20 protein-coding genes are annotated in these 25172 nt (G+C 60.7%); 11 read left to right on the top strand and 9 right to left on the bottom strand.

The features are described from left to right. Positions 1-130 precede the first annotated feature (130 nt). From PseuLF5_RS05065 to PseuLF5_RS05035, 7 genes are all read left to right on the top strand, one after another. The gene (locus tag PseuLF5_RS05065; protein WP_340133276.1) at positions 131-805 is read left to right on the top strand and encodes a CsgG/HfaB family protein; all 675 of its coding nucleotides are present in this window, start codon (positions 131-133) and stop codon (positions 803-805) included. Between the two features lie 28 nt (positions 806-833). After that, positions 834-1202 (top strand): DUF4810 domain-containing protein, encoded by a 369-nt coding sequence (locus tag PseuLF5_RS05060; protein WP_340133074.1) that lies wholly within the window; start codon positions 834-836, stop codon positions 1200-1202. After that, a complete protein-coding gene (locus PseuLF5_RS05055; RefSeq protein WP_340133073.1) occupies positions 1199-1858 on the top strand; it encodes a DUF799 domain-containing protein in 660 nt (219 codons plus the stop codon). Before PseuLF5_RS05060 ends, PseuLF5_RS05055 begins: the two co-directional genes overlap by 4 nt. A gap of 388 nt (positions 1859-2246) precedes the next feature. After that, positions 2247-2936: a GntR family transcriptional regulator gene (locus PseuLF5_RS05050; protein ID WP_340133072.1), complete on the top strand. Its 690-nt coding sequence runs from the start codon at positions 2247-2249 to the stop codon at positions 2934-2936. A 134-nt stretch (positions 2937-3070) separates the two neighbouring features. Continuing rightward, complete coding sequence (locus tag PseuLF5_RS05045; protein WP_340133071.1) at positions 3071-5182, top strand: ATP-binding protein; 2112 nt, start codon at positions 3071-3073, stop codon at positions 5180-5182. A gap of 226 nt (positions 5183-5408) precedes the next feature. Next, on the top strand, positions 5409-8039 hold the full coding sequence (locus tag PseuLF5_RS05040) for an excinuclease ABC subunit UvrA (protein ID WP_340133070.1): 2631 nt from the start codon (positions 5409-5411) through the stop codon (positions 8037-8039). 127 nt (positions 8040-8166) lie between these two features. Continuing rightward, positions 8167-8436: a hypothetical protein gene (locus PseuLF5_RS05035; RefSeq protein ID WP_340133069.1), complete on the top strand. Its 270-nt coding sequence runs from the start codon at positions 8167-8169 to the stop codon at positions 8434-8436. A gap of 55 nt (positions 8437-8491) precedes the next feature. Here PseuLF5_RS05035 and PseuLF5_RS05030 read toward each other — a convergent pair whose 3' ends face one another. After that, positions 8492-9013 carry a DUF4142 domain-containing protein gene (locus tag PseuLF5_RS05030; RefSeq protein WP_128613596.1) on the bottom strand — a complete coding sequence of 174 codons (522 nt, stop codon included), beginning with the start codon at positions 9011-9013 and terminating at the stop codon, positions 8492-8494. A 206-nt stretch (positions 9014-9219) separates the two neighbouring features. Between PseuLF5_RS05030 and PseuLF5_RS05025 the strand changes: the two genes are divergently transcribed. Further along, complete coding sequence (locus PseuLF5_RS05025) at positions 9220-9462, top strand: YdcH family protein (protein WP_123468176.1); 243 nt, start codon at positions 9220-9222, stop codon at positions 9460-9462. 109 nt (positions 9463-9571) lie between these two features. Beyond that, complete coding sequence (locus PseuLF5_RS05020) at positions 9572-9736, top strand: hypothetical protein (RefSeq protein ID WP_177490381.1); 165 nt, start codon at positions 9572-9574, stop codon at positions 9734-9736. Between the two features lie 118 nt (positions 9737-9854). Here PseuLF5_RS05020 and PseuLF5_RS05015 read toward each other — a convergent pair whose 3' ends face one another. The 6 genes from PseuLF5_RS05015 to PseuLF5_RS04990 form a co-directional block, all read right to left on the bottom strand. Next, positions 9855-10931 (bottom strand): SMP-30/gluconolactonase/LRE family protein, encoded by a 1077-nt coding sequence (locus PseuLF5_RS05015; protein WP_340133068.1) that lies wholly within the window; start codon positions 10929-10931, stop codon positions 9855-9857. Then, positions 10928-12073 carry a sterol desaturase/SRPBCC family protein gene (locus tag PseuLF5_RS05010; RefSeq protein WP_340133067.1) on the bottom strand — a complete coding sequence of 382 codons (1146 nt, stop codon included), beginning with the start codon at positions 12071-12073 and terminating at the stop codon, positions 10928-10930. The genes PseuLF5_RS05015 and PseuLF5_RS05010 overlap by 4 nt, the downstream gene beginning before the upstream one ends. 113 nt (positions 12074-12186) lie before the next feature. Next, a complete protein-coding gene (locus PseuLF5_RS05005; protein WP_123469167.1) occupies positions 12187-13050 on the bottom strand; it encodes a LysR family transcriptional regulator in 864 nt (287 codons plus the stop codon). A 136-nt stretch (positions 13051-13186) separates the two neighbouring features. Further along, positions 13187-14905, bottom strand: a complete 1719-nt coding sequence (locus tag PseuLF5_RS05000; protein WP_340133066.1) for a hydrogenase maturation protein — start codon at positions 14903-14905, stop codon at positions 13187-13189. Between the two features lie 213 nt (positions 14906-15118). Beyond that, the gene (locus PseuLF5_RS04995) at positions 15119-15436 is read right to left on the bottom strand and encodes an SCP2 sterol-binding domain-containing protein (RefSeq protein WP_123468184.1); all 318 of its coding nucleotides are present in this window, start codon (positions 15434-15436) and stop codon (positions 15119-15121) included. A gap of 65 nt (positions 15437-15501) precedes the next feature. After that, positions 15502-16212: a histidine phosphatase family protein gene (locus PseuLF5_RS04990; RefSeq protein WP_222833049.1), complete on the bottom strand. Its 711-nt coding sequence runs from the start codon at positions 16210-16212 to the stop codon at positions 15502-15504. A gap of 206 nt (positions 16213-16418) precedes the next feature. Between PseuLF5_RS04990 and sohB the strand changes: the two genes are divergently transcribed. Then, positions 16419-17450, top strand: a complete 1032-nt coding sequence (gene sohB / locus PseuLF5_RS04985) for a protease SohB (RefSeq protein WP_123468188.1) — start codon at positions 16419-16421, stop codon at positions 17448-17450. 190 nt (positions 17451-17640) lie between these two features. After that, positions 17641-22524 carry a dermonecrotic toxin domain-containing protein gene (locus PseuLF5_RS04980; RefSeq protein ID WP_340133065.1) on the top strand — a complete coding sequence of 1628 codons (4884 nt, stop codon included), beginning with the start codon at positions 17641-17643 and terminating at the stop codon, positions 22522-22524. 43 nt (positions 22525-22567) lie between these two features. On the opposite strand, the gene PseuLF5_RS04975 is transcribed toward PseuLF5_RS04980, so the two are convergent. Then, on the bottom strand, positions 22568-23062 hold the full coding sequence (locus PseuLF5_RS04975; RefSeq protein WP_123468192.1) for a DUF934 domain-containing protein: 495 nt from the start codon (positions 23060-23062) through the stop codon (positions 22568-22570). Then, entirely contained in the window at positions 23046-24704 is a 1659-nt protein-coding gene (locus PseuLF5_RS04970; protein ID WP_123468194.1) for a nitrite/sulfite reductase, read from the bottom strand. The genes PseuLF5_RS04975 and PseuLF5_RS04970 overlap by 17 nt, the downstream gene beginning before the upstream one ends. Positions 24705-25172 lie beyond the last annotated feature (468 nt).

The following is a 25172-nucleotide window of genomic DNA, read 5'->3' as shown; positions in this document are numbered from 1 at the left end:
GGCTAATTCATTGGCGTCAAAAAAACCTGTCTTCAATGATGGCACTTTGTCATAATGCCGCCCCTTTCCGCTGCCCAGCGCGTTACCGTGCCGGGACACACCGTTTTTCAAGAAGGAATACTCAGTGAGAATGATCTCCCGGATGTTGGTCTCAGGCGTTGCGATTGCCGTGCTGGGCACCCTTGCCGGTTGTGCTACCGAAAGCTCCCGTGCACTGCCGGTGGCCAAGGTCGAAAGCGCCACTCAGGTCTGGACCGGCGTCCGCGTACCGATGGCCGTGGGCAAGTTCGACAACCGCTCGAGCTACATGCGCGGCATCTTCTCCGATGGCGTCGACCGTCTCGGCGGCCAGGCCAAGACCATCCTGATCACGCACTTGCAGCAGACCAACCGCTTCAGCGTGCTGGATCGCGACAACATGGGCGAGATCCAGCAGGAAGCGGCGATCAAGGGCCAGGCCCAGCGTCTGAAGGGTGCCGATTACGTGGTTACCGGTGATGTCACCGAGTTCGGTCGTAAAGAGACGGGCGATCACCAGTTGTTCGGCATTCTCGGCCGTGGCAAGACCCAGGTCGCTTACGCCAAGGTCAACCTGAACATCGTCAACATCAGCACTTCCGAAGTGGTGTATTCGACTCAGGGCGCCGGCGAATACGCCTTGTCCAACCGTGAAATCATCGGTTTCGGCGGCACTGCTGCGTACGACTCCACCCTCAACGGCAAAGTCCTTGATCTGGCCATGCGCGAGGCGATCAATCGTCTGGTCGATGGCATGAACGCTGGTGCCTGGAAACCGGCCAACTGATCGAAACCCATTGCAAGGAGCATCAACAATGAATGTTTTTCTGTCTCGACCGCGTTTGGTCCTGACGCTGGCCGCCAGCGCCTTGCTGGTCGGTTGCAGCAGTCCGCAAACCCTGTACCAGTGGGAAGGCTACCAGCCGCAGGTTTACGAATACTTCAAAAGCGAAACACCAAAAGAAGCGCAGGCCGAAGCGCTGGAAGCCGATCTGCAAAAGATCCGCGCCAGTGGCAGAGCCGTACCGCCGGGTTACCACGCGCATCTGGGCCTGTTGTACCTGAGCATGGGCAAGGACGATCAGATGGTGCAGCAGTTGCGCACCGAGAAAGCCTTGTTCCCGGAGTCGGGCACCTACATGGACTTTCTGCTTAAAAACGCCAAGACCGGAGACGCCCAATGATCAAGCGTGCTCTGAAGCTGCTGGCCGCCGGCTTGGCCCTGACCGTACTCGGTGGCTGTGTCGCGCCGAAAACCGTCGACTATTCGGCGTATAAACAGGCACGTCCCAAGACCATTCTGGTGCTGCCGCCGCTGAACACCTCGCCCGACGTGAAAGCGTCGTACAGCCTGTTGTCGCAAGTGACGTTTCCGCTGGCCGAGGCCGGTTACTACGTGCTGCCGATCGCGCTGGTGGACGAAACCTTCCGCCAGAACGGCCTGACCACGCCGGATGACATCCATCAGGCACCGCCGAACAAGCTGAAGGAAATCTTCGGTGCGGACGCGGCGCTGTACATCAACGTGACCGAATACGGCACGCGTTACCGGGTGATCAGCAGTGAAACCGCCGTGACCGCGACGGCGAAACTGGTCGACCTGAAGTCCGGTACCACGCTGTGGACCGGCACGGCCCGGGCGTCGAGTGAAGAGGGTAACAACGGCAACGCCGGTGGTTTGATCGGCATGCTGATCATGGCCGCAGTGAAGCAGGTGATCAACAGCTCCACCGATGCCGGTTACCCGATTGCCGGTGTGGCGAGTAATCGTCTGTTGTCGGCCGGCCACCCGGCAGGTCTGCTGTATGGGCCGCGTTCGCCGAAGTACGGCACTGACTGACGACCTGAAACTTTTGTGGGCGCGGGCTTGCTCGCGAAGGCGGTCTGTCAGAGGCATTTGGCCTGACTGACACAGCGCTTTCGCAAGCCAGCCCGCTCCTGCAAGGGGAATGTGCTCCTCTGTCGTTCATCGGGCGACAGTCCCGACCCGCTCATCCCCCCTGGCGCTTGCGTTCCTGCTTGCAACGAGCAGACTGGCAAATCGACGCAGCCCCGATCAACGATCCGTACTCAACGTGCAATCAAGACCCTGCATCTTGCCGCCGAAGGCGATATTCTGCGCGACGCTCACAGACGCAAATAAAGACAATAGGCGTGTGCACCCTCCCTCTTATTTCTTGGCCAGCGATCGCCAGGGGAGGGTTGCCCGATGCCAAAGGAGTGTTCGTATGACCGACAAGAAACCGGAAACCACGGTCGACCGCGTCTACCAAGGGGTTTACGAGGCGATCTGCAAGCGTTCGTTGCGCCCTGGCATGAAACTGGGCGAGGCCTCACTGGCCGAGTTATTCAATGTCAGCCGCACGTCGGTGCGCGCCGCGCTCAAGCAACTGGAGGCTGACGGACTGGTTACCACCGAACCGAACAAGGGGGCTTCGGTGTCGCTGCCCAGCAACGAAGAGATCCGCTCGCTGTTCGAAACCCGGCGCCTGATCGAGATCGGTATCGTCACCGAACTGTGCCGGCGCAAGGACCTCGCCGCGATGCAGGACTTGCGCGCGCATCTGCTGCTGGAAGATCAAGCCCACGCCGCCGGCGACCACGAGCGGCTGATTCATCTGCTCGGCGAGTTCCACATCAAACTGGCGCGCAGCCTGAACAACCCGGTGCTGCTCGACTGGTTCCAGAAACTCATCTCCCGCGCCTCGCTGTACGTCGCCGCGCTGGATGATGACAGTCACGAAGCCTGCCGCGATGACGAGCACCTGCGCCTGCTCGAGTACATCGAAGCCGGGGATCAAAGCGCGGCGATCGAATTGACTTGCCTGCACCTGAACGGCATCGAACAGGCCATTCTCGACGTCGCTGCGAAGATGAAAACTGGCTACCATCCGCTCAAACACTTGATCGGCGTATGAGTTCCGGGCGCTGGGGAAATCGGCTATACCTCTTATGAAACCAATACGCCGCAAGATGCTCGAAACAGACGAGCGTCGCGTCGTTTGGTCGTCGTGATTTACCGGACAACCACCACAGGACACCGAGTCAGTCGATGCAGTTTTTATCCGATAGTCACGGTTGTGACGGCTGGAAAGGCGAAATGGCCGAACGCATTTGCGCGTTCGACTGGAGCCCTACCGAGCTGGGTCCGCTGGACACCTGGCCTGCCAGTCTGTGCAGCACGGTGCAATTGATGCTGGCGTCGCCTCTGCCGATGGTCATGCTCTGGGGCCAAGCCGGCTACATGATCTATAACGACGCCTACTCGAAATTTGCCGGTGGCCGCCATCCGTATCTGCTCGGCTCGCCGGTGGAGCTGGGCTGGCCGGAAGTGGCCGACTTCAATCGGCACGTGGTCGATACCTGTCTGGCCGGCGGCACCCTGTCTTACCGCAACAAGGAACTGGTGCTGCTGCGCGACGGGGTGCCCGAAGACGTCTGGATGGATCTTTATTACAGCCCTGTGGCCAACGATGACGGGCAACCGGCCGGGGTCATGGCGATGGTGGTGGAAACCACCGAATTCATGCATTCCGAGCGCTTGCGCCAGGCCGCCGAAGACGCCTACCGCGCCGATAACGAGCGCGTGCGACTGGCGCTGAATGCCGGCGCACTGTTGGGTTCGTTTGTCTGGGACGTGAAAAACAATACGTTGTCGGCGGATGAGCGTTTCGCCCGCACGTTCTCTTATCCGCCGGATCAGGACCTGAGCAATCTGGCCCAGGACATCGCCCAGTCCCGCATCCATCCCGATGACATCGCCTGGGTGCACGAGCGCGTCACCCATTCGGTGCGGACCGGCGCGCCGTTCAACGCGGAGTACCGCGTGCGCCGCAGCGATGGCAGTTATCTGTGGGTCCTGGCCAGTGGCGCGTGCGAGTTCGATGAACACGCTGAGGCACGGCGTTTCCCCGGCGTGTTGATCGACATTCATGAGCGCAAGACCGCTGAAGAATCCCTGCTCAAGTTCACCCGCAACCTCGAACAACGCGTGGCCGATGAAGTCGAGGCGCGACTGGCGGCCGAAGAGCAATTGCGCCAGTCGCAGAAGCTTGAAGCGATTGGCGGGCTCACCGGCGGCGTTGCCCACGACTTCAATAACCTGCTGCAAGTGATCGCTGGCAATCTGCATTTGCTGGCCCGGCATGAACCGCACAATGCCAATGTCCAGCGCCGGGTCAGCGCCTCGTTGGCGGCGGTCGAGCGTGGCGCCAAACTGTCTTCGCAACTGCTGGCGTTTGCCCGGCGTCAGCCGTTGTCGCCTGCGGTGTGCAACCCCCAACAGATCTTCGACGGCGTGGGGGAGTTGCTGCAACGGGCGCTGGGCGAAACCATTCAGATCGACGTGCAGCTGCCGCAAGCGCCGTGGCACATCAACGTTGACCGCAACCAACTGGAAAACGCCATTCTCAATCTGGCCATCAATGCCCGGGATGCAATGAAAGGCGAGGGCACCATCGTGCTGAGCGCCTCCAACACCCGTCTGGAGCGCGAGTTTTGTGCCGGTAAAGGCATCCTGCCCGGGGAGTACGTGCGGGTGGCGGTCAGCGATACCGGTGCGGGCATCCCGGCGCAGATCCTCGAACAAGTCTTCGAACCGTTTTTCACCACCAAGGCCGACGGTCAGGGCACCGGTCTGGGCTTGAGTATGGTCTTCGGGTTCGTTAAACAAAGCGGCGGCCATGTCGAAATCGACAGCCGCGTCGGTGAAGGCACGCGAGTGCAGTTGTACTTCCCGCGCAGCTTGCGGCCGGTCCGCGCTGAAATGCCGAGCCTTGACGCGCAGCAGGGCGGTGGCCACGAGACGATTCTGGTGGTCGAGGACAACGAGGCGGTACGCGCCTCGGCGGTTGAATTGCTGCGCGAAGAGGGCTATCGCGTGCTCACCGCCGGCCATGGCGATGCGGCCATGCAGATGCTGCTCGAAGGTGTCGAGGTCGATTTGATCTTCACCGACGTGGTCATGCCGGGGCTGATCAAAAGCTCCGACCTGTTCGCTTGGGCCAAGGTGCAGACGCCACCGGTGGCGGTGCTGTTCACCTCCGGGCACACCCGCGACATCATCTCGCGCAATCACCAACTCAGCCCCGATACCCATTTGCTGGGCAAACCCTATAGCCCCGAGGCCATGCTGCAGATGATTCGCGCGGTGCTCGGTGCCTGATCGGGTGCAAGCGAGGCACTTGGAGGGGGATTGCCCTGTGCTGCATGGATAAAGCGGTGGCGTGGGAATCTGTGGCGAGGGGATTTATCCCCGTTCGGCTACGCAGCAGTCGTCAACAAGAGCTCGCGTCATACCCGGTGCAATGCAGCGGAGTGCTTCGCACTCCAACGGGGATAAATCCCCTCACCACCGGGTTCTCAACAGACATTCGTGATAAGGCTTGCCGATGACTTCCAAGCGAAATTCCAAAGCGCCCGCCGGTACGGTCCGGGTGCGTGGCGCCCGTGAGCACAACCTGAAGAACGTTGACGTCGACATTCCCCGCGATGCGCTGGTGGTGTTCACCGGCGTATCCGGTTCGGGCAAGTCGTCGCTGGCGTTTTCCACGCTGTATGCCGAAGCCCAGCGCCGTTACTTCGAATCGGTCGCGCCCTATGCACGGCGGCTGATCGACCAGGTCGGCGTGCCGGATGTCGATTCCATCGAAGGTCTGCCGCCCGCCGTGGCCCTGCAACAGCAGCGTGGCACACCGAGCACGCGTTCATCGGTGGGCAGTGTCACCACCTTGTCGAGCCTGATCCGCATGCTGTATTCCCGCGCCGGCAGTTATCCGCCGGGGCAGCCGATGCTGTATGCCGAAGATTTTTCACCGAACACTCCGCAGGGCGCGTGCCCGCAATGTCATGGCCTGGGCCGGGTGTATGAGGTCACCGAAGCACTGATGGTGCCTGATCCGAACCTGACCATCCGCCAACGCGCGGTGGCGTCCTGGCCGCTGGCCTGGCAAGGGCAGAACCTGCGTGACATCCTCGTGACCCTGGGCATCGACGTCGACATTCCCTGGAAGAAACTGCCGAAAAAACAGCGCGACTGGATTCTCTTCACGGAAGAAACCCCGACCGTGCCGGTGTACGCCGGGCTGACGCCGGAAGAAACCCGCGTCGCCCTCAAGCGCAAGATGGAGCCGAGCTACCAGGGCACGTTCACCGGTGCGCGACGTTACATCCTGCACACCTTCACCCATTCGCAAAGTGCGCTGATGAAGAAGCGTGTTGCACAGTTCATGCTCGGCAGTCCGTGCCCGCTGTGTGACGGTAAACGCCTGAAGCGCGAGGCCTTGTCGGTGACGTTCGCCGGGTATGACATCGGCGAACTGTCGCAGATGCCGCTGCTGCAAGTGGCTGAAGTGTTGCGACCGGTGGCCGAGGCCAGTTATCTCGAACACGCCGATGAAACCGGCGACACCCTGAGCCATGCGCAAACCCGCGAGGCCCGTCAACAGCGGGCGGCCCACGGCGCCAGCGCTCACGCCAGCGCGCCGGATGTGCGGCACACGCCGAACCTGTCGCTGGAAAAGCGCCTGGCGGCACAGCGGATTGCCGAGGATCTGCTGGAGCGGGTCAGCACCCTGACCGATCTGGGGCTTGGCTATCTGGCCCTGGAGCGCAGCACGCCGACGTTGTCCTCGGGAGAGTTGCAGCGGTTGCGCCTGGCGACGCAATTGGGCTCGCAGTTGTTCGGCGTGATCTACGTGCTCGACGAGCCGTCCGCCGGGCTGCACCCGGCCGATGGCGAAGCGCTGTTCGAGGCCCTGCAGCGCCTCAAGGCCGACGGCAACACGCTGTTTGTGGTCGAGCATGATGTGGAAACCATGCGCCGCGCCGACTGGCTGATCGACGTCGGCCCGGCGGCGGGCGAGAAGGGTGGTCAGATCCTTTACAGTGGCCCGCCAGCGGGGCTGGCCGAGATCGAACAGTCGCAGACTCGCGCCTACCTGTTCGCTGACGCGCCACGCCAGCCCCGGGTTGCGCGCAAGCCCGGCGGGTGGCTGAAACTCGATGGCATCTCACGCAATAACCTCAACCACCTCAGCGCCGAGTTTCCGTTGGGCTGTTTCACCTCGGTGACCGGCGTGTCCGGCTCGGGCAAGTCGAGCCTGGTCAGTCAGGCGCTGCTGGAACTGGTCGGCGCGCAGTTGGGGCGTCCGCCAGCGGACAGCGAACCGGAAGAGCTCAGCCTCGAAGACGATGCGCCGCAGGCCAGCAGCGGCCAGGTCATTTCAGGGCTGGAGTCGATCAAGCGTCTGGTGCAGGTCGATCAAAAACCGATCGGGCGCACGCCGCGCTCGAATCTGGCGACCTACACCGGGCTGTTCGACAACGTGCGCAAGTTGTTCGCCGCAACAACCGAGGCTCGGGCGGCCGGTTATGACGCCGGACAGTTTTCCTTCAACGTCGCCAAGGGGCGTTGCGCCACGTGCGAGGGCGAGGGATTTGTCAGTGTCGAATTGTTGTTCATGCCCAGCGTGTATGCGCCATGCCCGACCTGTCATGGCGCGCGCTACAACCCGCAGACGCTGGCGATTCTCTGGGAGGGCCTGAGCATCGCCCAGGTCTTGCAATTGACCGTCGATGAAGCGGTGACGGTGTTTGCCGGGCAACCGGGAATTCGTCGTTCGCTGGAAGTGCTGCGCGATATCGGCCTCGGTTATCTGCGTCTCGGGCAACCGGCCACGGAACTGTCCGGCGGTGAGGCGCAGCGGATCAAACTGGCCACCGAGTTACAGCGCAATCAACGCGGCGCCACCTTGTACGTGCTGGATGAACCGACCACCGGCCTGCACCCGCGCGACGTCGATCGCCTGCTGGAACAACTCGATACGCTGGTGACGGCGGGGCATACGGTGATCGTGGTCGAACACGAAATGCGCGTGGTCGCGCAGAGCGACTGGGTGATCGACATCGGCCCGGGCGCGGGGGATCAGGGCGGCAAAATCGTGGTGGCGGGTACACCGCAGAAAGTCGCGGCGAGCAAGAAGAGCCGGACGGCGCCGTTCCTCGCTCGCGCCTTGCGCTGATGGCCGGGATCGGTGCCTGCAGGCGCCGATTTTTGCTGCGATGTTTTGAACGATTGCCCGGCCTCAGGCTTCGAATCTTCAAGACCCGACGCGTTTCAGTCGGACGGGTTTGATGAGCGAGGTGGCCATGAACGAGCAATCAATGCAGCAGCAGAATCAATCGGCAGAGCTGATCAACCGCAACGACCCGGCAATCGACCCGCAGCTGCCGGGGCAACCGGCGCCGACGCAACAGCAGGGCGAGAACGATCAGGCACAGAGCGCCGATCCGGCGGTCGATCAGAAGCATAAACACACCGATAACGACAACGAATTCAGTCCGGGCTTCAAACCGCAACCTGATCGTGCGAAACCGGGTGAAGAAACCGATGCCGATATTGATACGGACGGGGGCTAGTCACGGTAGATACGACAAGGCCGCATTCTCTGAATGCGGCCTTTTTTGTGCGCGGTTATTTGCTCGGATGCTTGGCTTGCAGCTCTTTCGCCGCCGCCAGGTGTTTTTCCAGCGCCGGGAGCATTTTCTGCGCAAAGGCCTTCAGTTCCGGTGCTCCTTTGACCTTGTCGTCGGTCACGGTATTGGCTTGTTTCTTGAACAGCTCAATGGTCTCTTCGTGGGCCTTGACCTGATTGTTGGCGTAGGCCGCATCGAAGGACTCATCACGCATATCGAGGATTTTTTCCTTGGCTTGCTTGACCAGGGTGGTGGTGTCCGGCACTTCGATGTCGTGGGCTTTGGCGATGCTCGCCAGTTCATCGTTGGCCTTGCCATGATCGGTGATCATCATGTTGGCGAATGCCTTGATGTCGGCCGACTGGCTTTTTTCCAGGGCCAGGCGACTGGTTTCGATTTCGGCAATGCCGCCCGCTGCGGCGTTGTCGACAAAGTCATTGTCGGTGGCGGCGAAGGCATTACCCATGCCAGCGCTCAAAGTGACAGCCAGAACGAGGTGCCGCAGGTTGAATCCGTCCATTGATGTATCTCCACGCAGGTTTTTTGTTGGTGTTACTCAATGGAGGGAAAGCCGCGAATAAAGGTTTTATCGCATTTGCGACAGGGCGACGAACGGACACCGCTGGTCTGACAGGTGGTCGACAGAAGCGGGTAACCAAGGCCATTCTGATAACGAGCCAGCGCAATCGGTCGCGTTGGCTGCCGATCAACTCACGGAGGTGTTCCATGCCGGTGACCCATGACCTGTATCAGGACTTGAAGCTTACGAAGGAAGAGATCCAGCAACGACGCACCGAGGACCCACATCTGGATGCACTGATCAACAAGTATTCCGAGGCGGATGCCGAGGTAGTCAAGGCCGAGACTGCCACCTCGGATGCGCCCAGTGATGACACGCTGAAAAAGCTCAAGGAGAAACGCTTGCAGGTCAAGGACAGGATTGTCGAGCAGTTACAGGCTCGATCCTGACCGCCAGTGGCGCCACCGACCGCCGGTGGTGAATGGAAAGGAACGACCGCCACGACCGGCACCTCGAATGTACAGCGTCTCCATTCATCGACGCTTTGCGAGGTGCCTTATGAACGATCCCAAATTCCCCAGTGAAGAGCAGGGCGCATTCGACCCGGTGCCGACGCACCCCGAACCGAACAGCCCGGCGCACACCACGGCCAACCCCGATGAGCCGGACGAAGACCTGCCCACAGACGAAGATCCCGATAAGTTCGACAAGTCTTCCAATTGACAGACCGTCATCGCCAGCAGGCTGGCTCGCACCATGAATCCGTGAACGACCCACATCGCCTGTGTGAGCGAGCCGGCTGGCGAAGGCGCCGGCTCGTTCAACAGAGGATTGAACGGATTTACTTCAAGGCTGCCTCCAACGGCAATCGCGCCATATGCGTCGCCTTCAACGAGCCCAGATACAACCACTGGCCATACTCGCGTGCCGTGGTGATTGGCGAGTAATTGTCACTGCTCGCGTCCTGCAAATTGGCAATCACCTTGCCGTCCAGATCCAGGCCCAGCACAAAGCCGCGCTTTTCCACCGGTTTCGGTAACACCCTCAGCGCCCGCACGATCATCTTGCGCAGGAACGGATACCCGGCGGTGCCATCGAGCAGAGCATTGCGCGGCGCATACAGCGCCACCCAGAAACGGTTGCTGCCATTGAACGCGAGGTTGTCCGGCAGGCCCGGCAGGTTGTCGATAAACACATCATGCGTGCCGGCCTTGGGCCCGCTGAGCCAATAGCGACTGATGCGGTACGCGCCGGTTTCATTGACCAGCACATACGCCTCATCCGGGCCGAGGGTGACGCCGTTGGCGAATTCCAGTTTGTCGAGCAGCACCGAAGTCTTGCCGGTCTGGAAGTCATAGCGCAGCAGACGTCCGTCACCACCATGCTCGATGATCGCCTCGCCATCATGACCGTAACCCCAACGGCTGGAGGCATCGCTGAAATAGGCGTAGTGCCCGGATTTGTCGATCGCTACATCATCGGTGAAACCGAAGGCGACGCCGTTGGCGGCGGTAGACAAGGGAATCAGGCGGCCCTGGGCATCGAGTGAGAGCAAACCCTTGATGGCGTCGGCAATCACCAGCAAGCCGTTCGGATGCCGCGCCAGCCCCAACGGTCGGCCACCGGTGTCGGCGAGGACCTTGCGTGCCTGGCCATCGAGGCTGGTACTGATCAGCCGACCGTCATGCAGCCCGGTGATGAGGACATCCTCTTCCAGCAGCAAGGCTTCCGGTCCCTCGATGTCGCTCGGCCCGACCGGCACCGCGGCTTTGAGGCGCTGGTTGTCGGCGAAGACACCTTCGGTCAACGACGGTGCCGGCGACGGTTGCCACGCCACCGGTTCAACCTTGGTTGGCATCAGCAGCAAGAACGCGATGACGACGATGATGATCAACAACACCCCATGCCGCAGCCTCATGCGCTGGCCCTCGTCGCGCTGATGTACTGCGCTGCCCGGTCGCGCAGCGCCAGCATCGACGCCGCCGATTCACGCTCGATGCGGCGTCTGAGCAGCAACCGGTTGGCAATGCGCATGCCCAAACCGGCGAAGCGATAATCCAGCGTGCGCACAAAACGTGTGCCGCCCTGTTCGGCCGTGCATTCGTACGTCAGCAGCAGCGACAAGCCATGATCGCCCTGAGCCCGGGCGCACCAGCGTCGGCCGGGCAGGTATTCGCTGACTTCCCAGTGCAGATGACCGGCGCGTCCCCCGGCGTGAATGTCCTCTTCGAAGTGCGCGCCGGCATGCAGCGGGCCTTGCGGGCCGTCGATCTTCAGCGACGACGGATGCCATTCCGGCCAGCGACTGACGCTGGCGGCGTAGGCGAGCACGGTGACTGGCTCGCCGACGATTTCGATGTGGTGCTGCATGCGGGTCATGGACGGTCTCGAATGGCTCAAGGGGACGGGTTCCGGTTCCCAATAGAGGGTGCCGAACAGGTAATCCATCAAGGGAAAGACGATGTTGAAATTGCGCTCCTGCATGCGTTCGCGGCGATGGTGCAGCTCATGCAGACGGCGCATCTGGCGGATCCATGGCAGGCGTGTCAGCGGATTGTCCGGCGGCAGATGTTCGCAAGCGTGAAACACTTCGTAGGTCAGGTAACCCAGCACCATGCAGCCACCGAACAGTCCGGCGACATTGCTGTTGAACTGTGCAAACAGCCACCACAGCGGCAGGCTGATAACCAGCGTATGCAGGACGATCAGCCACGCCGGAAACAGAATCACCCGCCAGTCGCGAGCGCTGTCGTAGGTCATGTGGCCGGGGGTGAAGAAGCTGTGATGGTCGCCGGCATGGCGAGCGTAGAACAGCCTGGCGAAGGTCTTTTTGTGATGGCCGAGATGGCGATGGACCATGTACACGCCGAAGTTGAAGAACAGCAGGGTCAGCGGCACCGTCAGCCATTCCCGCCAGCTGACCTGCTGCACCGGGTGCCAGAAGGCGCCGATGGCCAGCACGCCGAACAGCAGCACGAAGGCGCCGTGCAGCCACGGGTTGTAGAACGGATGAATGGCGGCCCGATAACGGCTGCGAAATGCCTCGGTGGTCTGCCTCAACTGCGGTCACCTGCGGGTATTGTTGTTCTACCCGGCAGCGTAGTCGATCCGGCGGTTTGTGCAGGCCGGCGCTTGAGGCCACTTGCGCCATGCTCCGGGGTAAAGCGGCCGATTCAGCTCAACGGGTTCCAGCGCTGCGACCAGTCGTCATCGGCATGGATCACTTCGCGCAGCAGATCGAAGGCGTGTTGCAGGGTGGCGGAGTCGCGATCACGCGAATACACCAGATAGGTCGGGTAGCTGAATTCCGGGGCTTTGGTGACCGGTTCCAGGGCGCCGCTTTCCAGATAACTGCGCACGACCCGGGTGCGGAAATAGCCGCTGCCACCGTTTTCGAGGATGTATTGCAAGGCCAGCGGGCCAAGGTTGAAGCTCAGTGCGGCCTTGGCCTTTTCCGGCAGGGCGGCGTCGTGCTGGCAGCGGAAGTCCGGGCCCCAGTCGATGTAGACGTAAGGGTCGGGCCGGTCGGGAGCGCGGACCAGAATCAGTTTCTCTTCCAGCACTTGCTCGACCTGCAAGCCCGGCCAGTACTCCGGCTGATAGACCAGCGCGGCGTCGAGCACGCCAAGTTCGAGCTGACGGAGCAGGTTTTCGCCGTCGCGGATTTCCATGCGCAGGGCATGGCCGGGGATTTTTTCGCGCAGTTCGGCGGCCCAACTGAGCATCAGTGGATTGCACAGGCTGACTTCGCCACCGATGTGCAGCACGTTGTGATAGCCCTCGGGCAGCGGCAGGTCGCGGCGCGCAGCCTCCCAGGTCTGCACCAGTTGATTGGCGTAGACCACGAACGCCTCGCCGTTGGGCGTCAGTTTCGCGCCGGCACGGTTACGCACGAACAGCGTACTGCCCAACTGGCTTTCGAGTTTCTGCACCCGGGCGGTGATCGCCGTTTGCGTGACGAACAGCTTTTGCGCTGCCGCCGCCAGGCTGCCGTGGCGGACGATTTCCAGAAAGGTGCGGGCGAGGTCGATGTCCATGGGCGGGCCGGTGGTTGAGGTGGCGGGCATTGTAAGTGCAGCCTCGGGACCGCGTCATCGTTTGGAGTGGCCCCTCACCCTGATCCTCTCCCAAAAGGAGAGGGTCGGGGTGAGGGCAAAACCAGTTACCGCAGAATCAACCCGCCCACTCGACCTCCTGCACCCGTGCCCAATCCGCCACCAGCCGTGCCGGCGTGCCGCAGGCCTTGCGCTTGTAGACGAAATGCCGGCACTTCTCGGCGAACTGATTGCGGTTGTAGAGCATGTCTTCCTGCATTTCCTGCAACTCGGTTTCGCGGCATTGGTCGATCAGCACCTGGTCGACCCGCAACTTGCGCTCGCGTACGGCGGCGTAGGCCGGGTCGCTCAGCACGGCATTGGCCCGTTGCAGCAGCCACAACGAAAACTCATCCGGGCAGCGCGGGCCGATTTCCTGGACCATGCCCAGTTGCAATGCCTGGCTGGCGCTCACCGGCAGACAGGCTTGGGTCAACTGCTCGGCGATGGCCGGGCCCACCGCGCGCGGCAGGCTGTATGTCCAGTATTCCGAGCCGTAAAGGCCCATGCTCTTGTAGTGCGGATTGAGCACGATGTCGGCCCGCGCAAACACGATATCCGCCGCCAGCGCGAGCATCACGCCGCCGGCCCCGGCATTGCCGGTCACGCCGCTGACGACCAGTTGCCGCGCACTCAACAGCTCGGCGCAGACATCGTCGATGGCCTGAATATTCGCCCAGGCTTCAGCGCCGGGATCCTGCGCCGCCTGAATCACATTCAGGTGCACACCATTGGAAAAGCTGCCGCGACCGCCGCGGATCAGCAGCACTTGCGTGTCGCGGGACTTGGCCCAGCGCAGCGCCTCGACCATGCGCCGGCATTGTTCGGTGCTCATGGCGCCGTTGTAGAACTCGAACGTCAGCTCACCGACCACCCCGGACTCGCGATAACGCAGCGGCTGATACGCTTCATCGCTGAACGGCTGGCTGGCAATCGTCCAGTCCAGCACCGCCACCTCGGCCAGTTGCTCGATCAGCACGTGCCGGGCCGGTTGCTTGAAGGTTTCCTCGCCCGGTTGCGGCTTGCGTCGCAGCGATCCGATCCATACGCTCTGATCGCCCGCGGCCACCAGCACGGCATCGTCGTGCACCGCCAGAATCTCGCCGGGCATGCCCGAGCGCGAATCGAGGTGTGCGTCGTAAACGTAATACTGCCCACCGGCCAGACTTGCCAGCACGCCGGGCTGGCCATCCGCTGCGTCGATGCAGCGTTTGATGAACCGCGCGCAATCGTGCCAGATGAAGCTACGATCGACCTGTTTCATGTTCGGCTGCAAACGCCCGCGCACCTTGGGGTCGGCGTAATCCAGTTCGACCGGGATAAAACCGTTGACGAACTTCTCCACCACTTCACGGATGCAACACATTGCCGCATCGCTGACCCGGCCGTTGTACAGCTCGGACTTGCGCAGCCCGGATGGCAGGTTGAATTCACACGTGGCCCAGACCGGGCCGGCGTCCATTTCCTCCACGGCTTGCAGGGCGGTCACGCCCCAGCTCGACAACTCCTGGGTGATCGCCCAGTCCAGCGCACTGGCACCACGATCGCCAACGATGCCCGGATGGATAATCACCACCGGCCGCGCGCGGTTGCTCCACAGTGCCTGGGGCACGCGGTCCTTGAGGAACGGGCAGATCACCAGGTCGGCGCCGCTGTATTCGATCTGTTCGCAGACCGACGCTTCGTCGGTGAATACCACGACGCTGGGCGAATGCCCGGCCTGGCGCAGCTCCAGCCAGGCGCGTTGGGTCAGGCCGTTGAACGCTGACGACAGCAGAATGATCTTGAGTGATCGCATGAATGGTCTTCCTTGAGTGGGATCAGCCGCGGGCTCCCGGTGAGCCGTCCTTGGCCTTCGATGGAGCCGGGAGAGTAATCAGTGGCGGCTGGCCCGCCAGTGACCGAGGTCAATGTTCGGTGAGCCAATATTTCTGCGGCGACGAAACGCCGGACGACCAAACGCAAAAAACCCGCCACAGGGGCGGGTTCTTCGGAGTACTGCGCGGCGCTGTTACGAAGGGAACAGCTCGGACAGTTTCATCGACAGCATCATGTCGCCTTCAACGCGCAGCTTGCCGCCCATGAAAGCCTGCATGCCGTCGGTTTCACCGCTGACGATGCCTTTCAGGGTTTCGCTGTCGAGCACCAGCGTGCAGTTGGCGTCAGGGTTTTCGCCTTCCTGGATATTGCAGGTACCGTCTTTGACGATCAGCGAGTACTGCTTGTCTTCGTCGGTGATGTTGAAACCGAAGACCAGATCCAGACCGGCAGCAGCGGCTGGGTTGAACTTGGCTTGCATTGCTTTTACGGCATCAGCTACGGAGGTCATGGTTCGATCCTTTCTTGGATAATAAGCGCTGGTTGATTACAGCAAGGTTCACACGTTAACCGGACTCAGCGGAAAGTGATGAGTTCCGGTGTCTTCAACAGTTGCAGGTGTGCATGACTGTTAAAGGAAGCCAAGGCCACCTCGCGACCGCGGAACTTCAGCTGGTTGAGCGAGGTGTTGACGATTTGCCAGTTCAATTCAAAGGCCTGTCGGGCAGGCATTTGCGTAATCAGGTGGAGCAGGGCGGTGATGGTGCCGCCGGAGGTGAACACGGCGATTTTCTGATGCGACTCCGCCTGTTCGAGGATCCGCTGCAGCCCGGCCTTGACCCGCTCGACGAACCCCAGCCAGCTTTCCAGCCCCGGCGTGTCGTAGGTGCCGGCCAGCCAGCGCTCGATGATCAGGGCGAAGATGCGCTGGAACTCGCCACGGTTTTGTGCGGCGTTGCGCAGGATGTCGAGGGCTTCCGGTTCGTCCGGCAGCATCGCCGGGAGCAGGGCGCGGATGACCGCGTCGGCATCGAATTCATTGAACGCCGAATCGGTTTCCAGCGTCGGCACCGGCAGGCCGTTGGCAGCGAACTGTTCCAGCGCGCTGGTGGCGGTGTGTTGCTGGCGACGCAGGTCACCAGCCAGGCAGCGATCGAAGCGGACCCCCAGTTCAGCGAGGTGCTGACCGAGGATTTCTGCCTGGCGCACACCGATGGGCGACAGGACGTCATAGTCGTCTGCACCAAAGGAGGCCTGGCCATGTCGAATCAAGTAGATGCTGCCCACGTCCGCGTCATCCCGGTACGTTGAAGGTTGTGGCGAGGTTATGAGGATGACGGGTAGCTGTCAATGAAAAAACATACGCTTGTTTGAAATGCCCGTTACAGGCCTGTTGCCAAAGGTTTCCCGGCTGGTCGCCGGGCCGACGCATGGGTATGCTGGAGCCATCCCGCGTGTGTTTTTGCATCCACGCATTGTTTTAAGGAGTCTCTGTGGAGTTTTTCACCGAATACGCCAGTTTCCTGGCCAAGACCGTCACTCTGGTGATCGCCATTCTGGTGGTTCTCGCCAGTTTTGCCGCGTTGCGCAGCAAGGGCCGGCGCAAGTCGGCGGGGCAGTTGCAGGTCAGCAAGCTCAATGATTTCTACAAGGGCCTGCGCGAGCGCCTTGAGCAGACTTTGCTCGATAAGGATCAGCTCAAGGCTCTGCGCAAGGGCGAGGCCAAATCCGAGAAAAGCGCGAAAAAGCAGAAGAACCAACCCGAGGCCAAACCTCGCGTATTCGTCCTGGATTTCGACGGCGACATCAAGGCCTCGGCCACCGAAAGCCTGCGCCATGAAATCACCGCATTGCTGACCCTGGCCACGCCAAAAGATGAAGTTGTCCTGCGTCTGGAAAGCGGTGGCGGCATGGTCCACAGCTACGGTCTGGCGTCCTCGCAACTGGCGCGTATCCGTGAAGCCGGCGTGCCGTTGACCGTGTGCATCGACAAGGTCGCGGCCAGCGGCGGCTACATGATGGCGTGCATCGGCGAGAAGATCATCAGCGCGCCGTTTGCGATTCTTGGCTCGATCGGCGTGGTTGCACAGCTGCCCAACGTCAACCGTTTGCTGAAGAAGCACGACATCGACTTCGAGGTCCTTACCGCCGGCGAGTACAAGCGTACCCTCACCGTGTTTGGCGAAAACACCGAGAAGGGCCGCGAAAAGTTTCAGGAAGACCTCGACATCACCCATCAACTGTTCAAGAACTTCGTCGCGCGCTACCGCCCGCAACTGGCGATTGACGATGTGGCCACCGGTGAAGTCTGGCTTGGTGTCGCGGCGCTGGACAAACAACTGGTGGATGAACTCAAGACCAGTGATGAATACCTCGCCGACCGGGCGAAAAAAGCCGAGGTCTACCACTTGCACTACGCCGAGCGCAAAAGCCTGCAGGAGCGTATCGGTATGGCTGCCAGCGGTTCGGTCGATCGCGTACTGCTGAACTGGTGGAGTCGCCTGACGCAGCAGCGTTTCTGGTAATCACTTCGACGCTCGCATGACAATCGTCATGCGAGCGTGTTTCAGGGTTTCAGAAAACTGTGCGTTAGATATGTATTTTTAACTTCTTGATTGTTGATGGCTTTTGCCTGAGTCCATCAATTAATCGCGCTGTATCGAGTTTTATTTCAACTTTATTCTGGGTGCTCAAGTCAGATTAAGGTTGTTAAACATGGATGTTAAAAGTGCAACACTGAAAACGCCGGTCATGACGCCAGCTCAACAAGGCGTCTTTTTTGAGTTATTCAAGGAACAAATCCCTGCCTGGTTGCTGGAGTCGTCGGGTGCCCTGCGCGATGCACTCTATGCAAGCCTCAAAGCCAGCTATAAGTCCCGGCACCTTGCGCGGGAGCAGGCCCAGGCGATGAGTTCTCCGCAACGTTTCTGCGCGCCGCTGTTGGCCAGCGCGATATCGCAGAAACTGGGAGAGCCCTTCGACGTCGCGGGTGCGCTCTTCCAGCATGTGCGCTCCACGTCCAGTCTTTTGGGGTTGCGCAAAAAACTCGTACTGCCGATAGAGCGCGATCTGTTGACGGCAGCTTGCGAGAACTTCGAACTGTCGGAAACAAAATCCGGCAACTATAGCGATAACTCCTTTCTGTATATTCCGCCTCGTGTCACAGGACAGCGCAGTCGGATACTGCCACTCAAACCCCATGAGTTCGCCAAACTGTGTCGTGATCTCGATCTGGGTGGGCAATACCAGAAACATGCCGAAGCCTTATTTGGCAGCGATACTCAAACAGGCAGTTTGCAGGCCGCAGCAGTGGCGTGTTCAAGGGACCAATTCGACGTCGACCGGCATATCGCACTGATGCGCGGACATATCAGTGCGGATGTTTATGCGATGCTCGAATCGATCAAGGACTCGACGTCCACGATCAGCCTGGGCACTCAAACATGGGGTTATCACAATCTCGAAATGCTTGGGGTGACGTTGAGGGGGCCGATGTTGATCGCGCCGGTCGGCGTGCGTGTTGACAGTGATGACGAGCGCTGTGTGGTTTACATACCCGGTGATCCTGATCATCCGCTGAAGCAATACACCTCGTTCTCGATGTTCGAACGCCAGTTGAGCATGCGCTTGCGAGACGTTAAATGGCGCAGTTTTTTCATGCGTTTCATCCTTCTTGGCGAGCGCTCGACATTCATCAAGGGACTGAATGTAAGGCTGCTGAATGCCAATACCACGCAGTTTCCATTTGCCACGTTCTACTTACCGGTGACAGCGGTCTCTCTGCAAGGCGATGCAAAGCACGATTTCTTTCTGGCGCTGTTTCGGCATCACTCGAAAAAAGTCCGCGCGGATTCGCGATTGCTCGTGGTACCGACCGGTGATGAGGATGAAAAGACCCGCCTTGCGCGGCTGGATTCCTATAAATCCATCGGATTGAACACGCTGGCGTTCTTTGCTTCTTTTGTTCCCGTGATTGGCGAAATGATGTTTGCTGTGGCCGGCCTGCAATTGCTCAACGAAGTCTACGAAGGTGTGGAGAGTTGGGCGTACGGCGATCAGGAACATGCGACGGATTGCCTGTTCGATACCTTGGAAAACCTGATTCTCATGGCGACATTCGCGGCAGGCGGAGTGACCGCAGGCAAGGCTTACAGAACCGTGCGTTCATCAACGTTCGTCCAGGGTTTGCGACGCCAGTCCTTGGGGGGCAACGGTCATCGGTTGTGGTGTCCGGACATGGCCGCCTATCGCCAATGGGAACCGGTTGCTGCGGGTCTTTCTCCGGACGGCCAGGGTTTGATCAGGCAGGGTGGCGAGTATTTTTTGCCGCTGGGCACCGATGCTTACGTGGTACGTCCGGTCACTGGCACGGGGCTGTGGGAGGTGCGTGGTGCGCCTGTATCGACGCGATACCGCCCATTGCTCGAAACCAATGGGGAAGGGGCATGGCGCCACGACTCGGAACTGGCGCAAGGCTGGAGCACGCTCACGCTCCTGCGCCGCCTCGGTTATCGCGAAGAAGGACTGCCCGATGCCCGTGCCCTGCAAGTCATCGCCTGCACCGGCATCAATGAGACACAACTGCGCCTGTCATTCGTGCAACGTGGGGAGACGATGGCATTGCTGGCTGACTCCCTCAGACGCTTTCGCGCCGATACGCAGGTTTCGCAGTTTCTGGAGCAAACAGGCACGCCGGCGCTGGCCTCTTCAGCCGATGCTGATCTGCAGTTGTACCTGCTGACCTCGGCATCGCGCTGGCCTGCGGACCTGGCGGTAATTGTGAAGGATGCCGCGGCGCAAGACGTGGCACGTTATGGCGCTGAGAGTGCATCTCGTCACCTGGAAATCAGCAAGGATGCGCTGCACCAGGGACAGTTTCACGCGCCGCTGCTGGCGGGACTCGAGGCACAAGAGCGGGCGCATCTGCTGGGCTCGACAGCAGCGCAAGCATCAGAGCAGGTTGCGTCGCTGATCGCCTGTATCGGCACACTTGCTCAGGGCCAGCGCTCGGCGTTGATGAGTCGGCTGTTTCGCCGTGTAGATGTCTGCGAAAACGCCCGCGGGGAAATTATTTACAAGGCTTTTGCGCCATTGTCGGCCAGCATTGCCGATGAGCTGGTACGACATGCGAATGTCAATGAGTGGGCGCAACTCGAGTCGGCAAACGTGCCGCTGCGACTCGCCGAAGAGGCTCGGCGCTATCAACCTGCCCAGCGGTTGAACCGAGCCTGTGAGGGACTCTATCTGGATGCGGTCAGCGACCGTGACGCCGACGGGTTGGTGCTCGATACCTTGACGCACTTGCCCGGGTGGCCCGGCGATGTTTCGGTCGAGACAACGGAGGCGGGAGAAGCTGCCACCACCGGCTATCAGGTCGGTCAAACGCATGCTTCCTACAAGGTCGTCATTGCCGCGCACGCGGATCATTATCAGGGCCTGGATGCGCAGGGAGCCGTCGTGTCGACGTCATCGGCCCGCACCCGCGCAGGTTTTTTCCAGGTGTTATGGGAAAGCCTTCCGGCGCATGCGCGCGAGGCGCTTGGTGTGGCCACGGCCGCCGACGGCAGCGGTCTTCGGCAGAAAATCACAGCGCTGGCCTTGCAGCGTCGCGAAGCGTTTTCCCGTTTGCTGAGTGGCGAAACCCTGGGTGCGGATTACCGCTCGCCGATGGGGTTGGCGGATCGCCAGGTCGAGCACTCCATTGGACTATCGGCGCCGGATACCCGTCCCTTGCCGTCCAGATCGCCTGCGATCATGCAACGGGCGGGCGAACTGTATCCTTCCCATTCCAGCGAGCAGATCGAGCGGTTTGTAGCGTCATTGGAGGCGGATGACGTTCTGGCCATCCGAGCCCTTGAGCGCATGCGGGTCGAGTACCAGACGATGGTTGAAACCCTGGAGCGCTGGGTCCATCGCGACACTTGGTATCACACCGATGACGGTGCGCGTGAAAAGGTGCCCTCGCACAGCAAATCCCGTGCGGCACGGGCGATCCAGCGCGCCTGGCGCCGGGAAACCCGCATGACTGATGAATCGGGTACCAGCGCACACAGTCTGACGCTGGACTCGGTGCCTCTGGGTGATCTGCCGGTGATCGTTGCCGATTTCAGTCATATCGCTGTGCTGCAAATGAGAAGGGTGGGCGCCAGTGCCGGGTTGAACCGCTTTCTACGCAATTTTCCCCGGCTGAGCACACTGGGCTTATCAGGTAACGGGCTGACGCGCATTCCGCAGGCGATCGAAGACATGCCCGGTCTGCGACATCTGGATCTGAGTGGAAACCAGATCGAGTTCGCTGAGGGTGTGACGCCCGAGTTCGCCAACAACGATGATCTGGTATCGCTGGATCTGAGTTTGAACCCGACACTAGGCCGTGCACCGCGGCTAACGGCGCAACGTCGATTGCGGCGTCTGGATCTGCACGCCTGCGGGATTGCCGAATGGCCCTCGGACATCGAGCCGCTGACTGAGCTGGAAGCGCTGGACCTGCGCAATAACAACCTCGTCGAGGTGCCCGTAGCGGTGTTCAACTACCGGACTGCGCTGAACCGTGGCACCAACATTGACGGCAACCCACTGTCAGCGTCGAGTCTCGAGGCGATTGCGCAATACCAAAAGACCCAGGGAATTGGCTTGGGCGTGATGACCCAGGATTATCCGGGTACGGCGTGGCAAGCGGCCGACAAGGAGGGTGCCGGCTGGGTGAATGGTTTGTCACAGGTGTCGGTTGCGCGTGCTCAGGACGTGCTGAAGTCTTTGCTGGCGGATGCGCAGTCCCGGGATTTTTTCGAGGTACTTGAACACTTGCGCGCAACTGCCGACTTCACCCGCACCCGCGATCAACTGGCCCAGCGCGTGTGGCGCGTGCTGGAGGCGACCTGCGCAGACGCCAGACTGCGTCGAACGCTGTTTCGTATGGCCAGGGCCGGTCAGGCCAGCGCCGTCAATGTCGCTGTGCTGTTCACTGATCTTGAGGTCAGATGTTTATGTTACCGGGCAGCCGCAGCTGCGCGCACCGGTACGCAAACGCTGGAAGGGGAACTGATCGGGCTGTTGCGCGGCCTGTTTCGCTTGCATGAGGTGCACAGGCACGCCTTGATGGACATCGCGCAGCGCGCCCAGTCCGCTTCACTCACCGCGCAGCAGGCGCTGGATGTCAGTCTGCTGTACAGGATACGCCTGGCCGAGCGATTGCAACTGCCCGGACAACCCCGGCAACTGACTACCGCGCTGGACGTTGAAGTGACCGACGGGCAAATCGATCAGGTCGGTCTGGAGGTGATCAGGGCCGAGCAAGGCTCGCAACTACTGGAGTGGATCAGTCAGGAGGAATTCTGGTCGGAGCACCTGGCCACGACGCAGCGAGCTGCATTTGAAGACAACCTGCAACGTAGCGGCCGATCACTGGCGCAACTGGAGAGACGAACCGGGCTGTCTCGCCAGGTGGCCTCGCAACAGATGAGGACCATTCTTGATAACTTCAGGAACGAAGCTGCGCAGGTGCGCAGGCGACTGACAATCGAGGCTTTGAGTCGTCACCCTGGTTTGACGTTGCCGCCGACGACGGCGCCGGGTCGGTTCGGACAATCCAGGGAGTAAGCAGAAAACCCCGAGTCCGCAGGCGCGGGCTCGGGGTTTGCGGTCAACGGCGACGGAACAGCGGCAGCGGTTCGTCGGTGGCGGCCTGATAGGTTACCGAGAAGTCCTTGAGACCTTCCAACGCTTCGTACGGGTCTTTGTCCGCACGCACGGCAAAGGCGTCGAAACCACAGCGGCGCATGTAGAACAGCTGATCGCGCAGCACGTCACCAATCGCCCGCAGTTCGCCTTTGAAACCGTAGCGGTCACGCAGCAGACGGGCGTTGGAGTAGTTGCGCCCGTCAGTGAACGCCGGGAAGTTCAGGGCAATCACCTGAAATTCAGCCACGTCGTCACCGATTTCCTCGGCTTCTTCGTCGGCGTCCAGCCACACACCCAGACCACCGTCGCGGGCCTTGAGCATGCGGCTGTGTTCGCGCCACAGCTGCAGAGGCACGATCAGATCGTCGCAGTTGCTGATTTCGTCGATGTTGAAATCCTTGGGCAACAGGTGCCAGGTTTCGTCGACGACCTCGTTGTTCTTAATGATTCGCTGCATAGACGCGTTCCTTGAAGAGGTCGATGCCAATACGCTGATAGGTGTCGATGAAGCGCTCGTCTTCGGTACGTTGTTCGACGTACACGTCGATCAGCTTCGAGATCACATCTGGCATGGCTTCCTGGGCGAAAGACGGGCCGAGGATCTTGCCCAGGCTCGCATCACGGCTGGCGCTGCCGCCGAGGGAGACCTGGTAGAACTCCTCACCTTTCTTGTCCACGCCGAGAATGCCGATGTGGCCGACGTGGTGGTGACCGCAGGCGTTCATGCAGCCGGAGATGTTCAGGTCCAGCTCACCGATGTCGAACAGGTAGTCCAGGTCGTCGAAACGGCGCTGGATCGATTCGGCAATCGGGATCGACTTGGCGTTGGCCAGCGAGCAGAAGTCACCGCCCGGGCAGCAGATGATATCGGTCAGCAAGCCGATGTTCGGCGTGGCAAAACCGCTTTCACGCAGTTCGCCCCACAGGGTGAACAACTGGCTTTGCTCGACGTCGGCGAGAATGATGTTCTGCTCGTGGGAGGTGCGCAGTTGACCGAAGCTGTAGCGCTCGGCCAGATCGGCGACGGCATCGAGCTGTTTGTCGGTGATGTCGCCCGGAGCAACACCGGTCGGCTTCAGCGACAGAGTCACGGCAACATAACCCGGCTTCTTGTGTGCCAGGGTGTTGCGGGCGCGCCAGCGGGCAAAACCCGGGTGTTCTTTGTCCAGCTCGGCCAGTTGCGCGGTCTGGTTGTCCAGCGCCTTGTAGTCCGGGTCGACGAAGTGCTTGGCGACGCGATGCAGTTCGGCTTCGGTCAGGGTGGTCTGGCCGCCGCGCAGGTGTTGCATTTCCGCATCGACTTTCTGCGCGAAGACTTCAGGGGTCAGCGCCTTGACGAGGATCTTGATCCGCGCCTTGTATTTGTTGTCGCGACGACCGTAGCGGTTGTAGACCCGCAGGATGGCGTCGAGGTAACTCAACAGGTCCTGCCACGGCAGGAACTCGTTGATGAACGCGCCAACCACCGGGGTACGGCCGAGGCCGCCACCGACCAGCACGCGGAAGCCGAGTTCGCCGGCGGCGTTGTGCACCGGCTCGAGGCCGATGTCGTGAACTTCGATGGCGGCACGGTCAGCGGTCGAACCGTTGACGGCGATCTTGAATTTGCGCGGCAGGTAGGCGAATTCCGGGTGGAACGTGGTCCACTGGCGGACGATCTCGCACCACGGGCGCGGGTCGATCAGCTCATCGGCAGCGACACCGGCGAACTGGTCGGTGGTGACGTTGCGCAGGCAGTTGCCGCTGGTCTGGATCGCGTGCATCTGCACAGTGGCCAGTTCGGCAAGGATGTCCGGGATGTCTTCCACCGCCGGCCAGTTGAACTGCACGTTCTGCCGCGTACTGATGTGGGCGTAGCCCTTGTCGTAGTCGCGGGCAATTTTGGCCATCATGCGCACCTGACGCGAGGTCAGTTGGCCGTAAGGCACCGCCACCCGCAACATCGGTGCAAAACGCTGGATGTACAGGCCATTTTGCAGGCGCAGGGGGCGGAATTCTTCTTCGCTCAGCTCACCTGCCAGATAGCGTCGGGTCTGATCACGGAACTGCTTGACGCGGTCCTCGATGATCCGCTGATCGTACTCGTCGTATACGTACATATAAGTCCTGTTCTCAGGCTTTGGGCTACTCGGAAAACGCTGCGTTTTCGCTTGCTGGAGTCCGATGGTGCCTCGGCAATTACGCGCGCACGGCCGCGCACTCCCTAACGGAGCCGGGGCAATATACCCGTTTGCAGTTATGCGCAAAAGTGATGTTTGAGTATATGTAAAGAACCAAATCGCCTAACGAGAACGGGTGTCAACTAACCCACATTTGTCGTGCGGGCAATCCTCGTCTTAACTGTGGTCGAGTCTTTCTGCAATCACCGATAAAACCGACAAGAGGCGATGCAATGAGCAATCCGACCAAGGCAAGGAAAAGCGACAGCAGCGTTGATGCGTGGGCCATTCTGTTCCTGATCATTCTGGTGGTGGGAACGGCGGTATTCTGGGTCAGTCATCAATAAACGACCCATCCGGGCCCGTTTTCGACGATTGTCGGACAAAAGGCGGGATTACGTGCCAATA

Source organism: Pseudomonas sp. LF-5 (genome assembly GCF_037626295.1).
In the GTDB taxonomy this organism is placed as follows: domain Bacteria; phylum Pseudomonadota; class Gammaproteobacteria; order Pseudomonadales; family Pseudomonadaceae; genus Aquipseudomonas; species Aquipseudomonas monsensis.
Note: the sequence above shows the minus strand (reverse complement) of the source record. Positions and strands in the feature narration are given on the sequence as shown.

What these genes read in the sequence shown, in the direction of transcription:
- PseuLF5_RS05035 (WP_340133069.1), top strand. Translation starts at nt 8,167, where the DNA reads ATGAACGAGCAATCAATGCAGCAGCAGAATCAATCGGCAGAGCTGATC.
- PseuLF5_RS04975 (WP_123468192.1), bottom strand. Translation starts at nt 23,062, where the DNA reads ATGCAGCGAATCATTAAGAACAACGAGGTCGTCGACGAAACCTGGCAC.
- PseuLF5_RS05020 (WP_177490381.1), top strand. Translation starts at nt 9,572, where the DNA reads ATGAACGATCCCAAATTCCCCAGTGAAGAGCAGGGCGCATTCGACCCG.
- PseuLF5_RS04995 (WP_123468184.1), bottom strand. Translation starts at nt 15,436, where the DNA reads ATGACCTCCGTAGCTGATGCCGTAAAAGCAATGCAAGCCAAGTTCAAC.
- PseuLF5_RS05040 (WP_340133070.1), top strand. Translation starts at nt 5,409, where the DNA reads ATGACTTCCAAGCGAAATTCCAAAGCGCCCGCCGGTACGGTCCGGGTG.
- PseuLF5_RS05005 (WP_123469167.1), bottom strand. Translation starts at nt 13,050, where the DNA reads ATGGACATCGACCTCGCCCGCACCTTTCTGGAAATCGTCCGCCACGGC.
- PseuLF5_RS05015 (WP_340133068.1), bottom strand. Translation starts at nt 10,931, where the DNA reads ATGAGGCTGCGGCATGGGGTGTTGTTGATCATCATCGTCGTCATCGCG.
- PseuLF5_RS05000 (WP_340133066.1), bottom strand. Translation starts at nt 14,905, where the DNA reads ATGCGATCACTCAAGATCATTCTGCTGTCGTCAGCGTTCAACGGCCTG.
- PseuLF5_RS04980 (WP_340133065.1), top strand. Translation starts at nt 17,641, where the DNA reads ATGGATGTTAAAAGTGCAACACTGAAAACGCCGGTCATGACGCCAGCT.
- PseuLF5_RS05060 (WP_340133074.1), top strand. Translation starts at nt 834, where the DNA reads ATGAATGTTTTTCTGTCTCGACCGCGTTTGGTCCTGACGCTGGCCGCC.
- PseuLF5_RS05030 (WP_128613596.1), bottom strand. Translation starts at nt 9,013, where the DNA reads ATGGACGGATTCAACCTGCGGCACCTCGTTCTGGCTGTCACTTTGAGC.
- PseuLF5_RS05065 (WP_340133276.1), top strand. Translation starts at nt 131, where the DNA reads ATGATCTCCCGGATGTTGGTCTCAGGCGTTGCGATTGCCGTGCTGGGC.
- PseuLF5_RS05050 (WP_340133072.1), top strand. Translation starts at nt 2,247, where the DNA reads ATGACCGACAAGAAACCGGAAACCACGGTCGACCGCGTCTACCAAGGG.
- PseuLF5_RS05025 (WP_123468176.1), top strand. Translation starts at nt 9,220, where the DNA reads ATGCCGGTGACCCATGACCTGTATCAGGACTTGAAGCTTACGAAGGAA.
- PseuLF5_RS05055 (WP_340133073.1), top strand. Translation starts at nt 1,199, where the DNA reads ATGATCAAGCGTGCTCTGAAGCTGCTGGCCGCCGGCTTGGCCCTGACC.
- PseuLF5_RS04970 (WP_123468194.1), bottom strand. Translation starts at nt 24,704, where the DNA reads ATGTACGTATACGACGAGTACGATCAGCGGATCATCGAGGACCGCGTC.
- PseuLF5_RS05045 (WP_340133071.1), top strand. Translation starts at nt 3,071, where the DNA reads ATGCAGTTTTTATCCGATAGTCACGGTTGTGACGGCTGGAAAGGCGAA.